At 62.0% G+C, this 2,941-nt stretch carries 6 protein-coding genes and 1 tRNA gene; all 7 read left to right on the forward strand.

Annotated features, from left to right (window positions below):
* A partial coding sequence (locus ACOJSN_RS12020; protein WP_420112736.1) for a hypothetical protein occupies positions 1–582 on the forward strand: 582 nt, incomplete at its 5' end.
* A 143-nt stretch (positions 583–725) separates the two neighbouring features.
* On the forward strand, positions 726–1,010 hold the full coding sequence (locus tag ACOJSN_RS12025; RefSeq protein WP_420112737.1) for a hypothetical protein: 285 nt from the start codon (positions 726–728) through the stop codon (positions 1,008–1,010).
* A gap of 94 nt (positions 1,011–1,104) precedes the next feature.
* The gene (locus tag ACOJSN_RS12030; protein WP_420112738.1) at positions 1,105–1,428 is read left to right on the forward strand and encodes a hypothetical protein; all 324 of its coding nucleotides are present in this window, start codon (positions 1,105–1,107) and stop codon (positions 1,426–1,428) included.
* The gene (locus ACOJSN_RS12035) at positions 1,425–1,562 is read left to right on the forward strand and encodes a hypothetical protein (protein ID WP_420112739.1); all 138 of its coding nucleotides are present in this window, start codon (positions 1,425–1,427) and stop codon (positions 1,560–1,562) included. The genes ACOJSN_RS12030 and ACOJSN_RS12035 overlap by 4 nt, the downstream gene beginning before the upstream one ends.
* Positions 1,555–2,121: a hypothetical protein gene (locus ACOJSN_RS12040; RefSeq protein WP_420112740.1), complete on the forward strand. Its 567-nt coding sequence runs from the start codon at positions 1,555–1,557 to the stop codon at positions 2,119–2,121. Before ACOJSN_RS12035 ends, ACOJSN_RS12040 begins: the two co-directional genes overlap by 8 nt.
* Before the next feature lie 419 nt (positions 2,122–2,540).
* Positions 2,541–2,615 (forward strand) — tRNA-Asn (locus tag ACOJSN_RS12045).
* A gap of 15 nt (positions 2,616–2,630) precedes the next feature.
* On the forward strand, positions 2,631–2,855 hold the full coding sequence (locus ACOJSN_RS12050; RefSeq protein ID WP_420112741.1) for a DUF7455 domain-containing protein: 225 nt from the start codon (positions 2,631–2,633) through the stop codon (positions 2,853–2,855).
* Positions 2,856–2,941 lie beyond the last annotated feature (86 nt).

The following is a 2,941-nucleotide window of genomic DNA, read 5'->3' on the forward strand; positions in this document are numbered from 1 at the left end:
GACAAGCAGCCCCGGTATCCGTTCGAGCATCACGTCGCCGACGCGATTGAGGTTCTCGACACGTTCGTCCGCACGGGCAGGGCTTTCGGTCGCCGGGTCAAGGCAGTGCACACGTCGCCGCCGTGCCAGAAGTTCACCGCCTATCGACGTCGCGGAGCGGGTGTCGGAGACGGATACCTCAACCTCATTCCCGACGTCCGTGAACGGCTCGAGCAACTCGATGTGCCGTGGGTCATCGAGAATGTCGAGACCGCTCGGGCTGAGTTGATCGACCCTGTGATGTTGTGCGGTTCGTCGTTCGGTCTCGACGTCCGCCGGCACCGGCTGTTCGAGTCGAACATTCCACTCACCGGACCCGCCTGCGATCACTCGTGGCAGACACCGAGGTTCCCCCCGGCGACCAACCGCACGAATCTTCGACGCACGGTCGAGGTCGGCGTGTGGCGGATCCCGCTCGACGTTCAGCGCAAGGCGATGGGCATCGACTGGATGGAGCTCCGCGAACTCAGCGAGGCCCTGCCGCCTGCGTACACCGAGTACATCGGCCGACAGCTGATCGATCACTTGAAGGGAGCCGTATGACGTGGACGTTGACCCTGCCATACCCGCGCCCGCCGGCTGGGTTGTCTGCGAATTGGCGTGGGCATTGGGCGACGAAAGCGAGATCGACCGCTGAGGTGAGAACCCTGGTGGTCGCTCTCGCTCGTCACCACAGGGTGCCGGTGATGCAGCGCATGCAGGTGGAGCTCGTGTGGGTGGTGGCTGACCGTCGTCGCCGTGATGGGGGAGAGAACCTAGCCCCGTTCCTGAAAGCGGTGATCGATGGGCTCGCCGCCGACAAGGGAACCTCCGCACGACTCGTCCCCGACGACACCCCCGACTACGTCACCCGGGTCATGCCACGCATCGAATACCGGCCCGGTGAGACACCTCGTTTCGAGGTCACCATCACCGACCTCACCCACCGACCCGAACCGATCAACCAACTAACGAAGGAAAGAGAACTATGACCAACCCGCAGACCCCTGAACTATCCGAAGCCGAACTCGCAGAAGTGATGCGGTTCGGTATCCACGACGAAGATCACGAGAAGGGACCAGGCCGGTGAGTATCAAACGCAGTACCCGGTACGAGCAGATCCACGATGAGGTGTGGGACCAGTACGTGACCAAGCCTGACAACCTACGCGACATGTACTGGTGGCTGGAAGTGGCACCGAAGTGGCGGAACCGGGTCGGCATCCCCCGGCTGGTTGCAAACCAAGCCTCCAGTGAAGCCGTCGAACTACTCCGATCCATCAACCCCGGCATGTTCCGCAACGACCCCGACATGCTCAAACTTCTCCGCACCGCACAGGAAGCAACCCAAGCCTTCTCCAACGCGCTAGGAGCCGACTCCTGGCGCCGATTCCAAGGAGACGCGTCATGAGGTCACTGCCCCTGATCGAGCACGCCGAGGTCTTCATCTCGCTCACATCGAGGGGTGAACCACTGTTCTGGAAGGTCGACGAGTTCGGGCATGTCGCACCACTGGACGAAGGAGAGACGATCCCCGATGCATGAACAGATGCCGGATCACCGCAACGTCGGATACCTCACATGGGACGAGTGGCGACGCTTCCGCATCGCTGTGGAGAAGTCGCTGATCGTCGTTCCGTGGTTCCGCGTTGCAGGCTACCTCCGCAACGAGGTTGCGAACGACAGAGTCAACGGGACATCGGATCACCCGCTCGGCGTTCCCCCCACATGGTTGGCCGCAGAAGAGATCGCCCGGCTCTCGGCCGAGCTTCGCTACTGGCCCAACCTCGAAGACGTCGCCAACGATGCAGACGGCGCCTTCACCGCACGGATGTTCACCCGAGAGCTCGAAACAGCCCTGCACCGCTGGCCCATCGAAGACAAACCCCGCAACGTCAGGCAAGTCCGATGCCAGCAATGCGTAGGGGAGACAATCCGGTATCGACCGCCGGAGTTCGGGGGCGACAAGGTTCACATCGCCTGCACTGAGTGCGGGCACGAGTACACAGAGGACGAGTTCAAGACGCTCATTGAACTCGTGACAGCCGAGATGCAACGAACGGAGAAAGCCATTGGGGGCACTAGACGACTGGGTGCAGCTTGACGAAGCCACAAGAATCACGGGCAGATCGATCCACACGGTCTACCGGTGGGCCAGAGAAGGGACCGTGCGAACCCTAAGGCCAGGAGACGTCATCTGGTACAACATCCGAGATCTGCGAAACGCATCCAAGAAGACGCCGGGGCGTCCGCGAAAGTAATCTGCAAAATCTGCTACAGTAGCCGCGAGGCTCAAGAACCATGTTCAGCCAGCCGCAAGCCGCACCTCCTCATGAGGGGCGGCTTTCTTGTTCCCCACCATCCTCCGGGACTGGCGGGACACATCTCCTCCCCGCAAGCTCGATGACACGCTCTCGGCGATGCGGGTTTGAGGGATGCCGCCCATAGCGACGGCGACAGCGCACACCCCCCAGTGCGCACCCAACTGAACACGACGCAGCCGGTACGGCCGAGGGCGTCCTATGGCAAGTAGCTCAGCGGCAGAGCAGCGCAATGTTAATGCGCCGGCCGCAGGTTCGAATCCTGCCTTGCCAGCCATTTCCCTTCGACCCCTTGCTGTTCCTCACCTTTGAGGAGGCGACGATGAACGTCGTTGAAGTCGCGGCCGACGAGTGCGACGCGTGCCCAACCAGCGCTCACGTGAGGGCATTCCTCTATGCAGAAATGCCCTCAGGCCATTCACTCGCGTATTGCGCCCACCACGGCACCGAGTACATCGACGCGCTCATCGCACAACACGCCACCATCGTCGACCTGAGACACATGGTGCACGCATGAGGATCCTCACCGCCGTGGTCATCACGGGCACGGCGCTGATCCTCTGGCACATCGCCGGCGACAGGTGGCTGACCTGGATGCTGTAC

Origin of the sequence: Pseudactinotalea sp. (assembly GCF_048594945.1) — a bacterium.
GTDB lineage: Bacteria > Actinomycetota > Actinomycetes > Actinomycetales > Beutenbergiaceae > Pseudactinotalea.

Coding starts and splice junctions, on each gene's coding strand:
- ACOJSN_RS12040 (WP_420112740.1), top strand. CDS start 1,555: ATGCATGAACAGATGCCGGATCACCGCAACGTCGGATACCTCACATGG.
- ACOJSN_RS12025 (WP_420112737.1), top strand. CDS start 726: ATGCAGCGCATGCAGGTGGAGCTCGTGTGGGTGGTGGCTGACCGTCGT.
- ACOJSN_RS12035 (WP_420112739.1), top strand. CDS start 1,425: ATGAGGTCACTGCCCCTGATCGAGCACGCCGAGGTCTTCATCTCGCTC.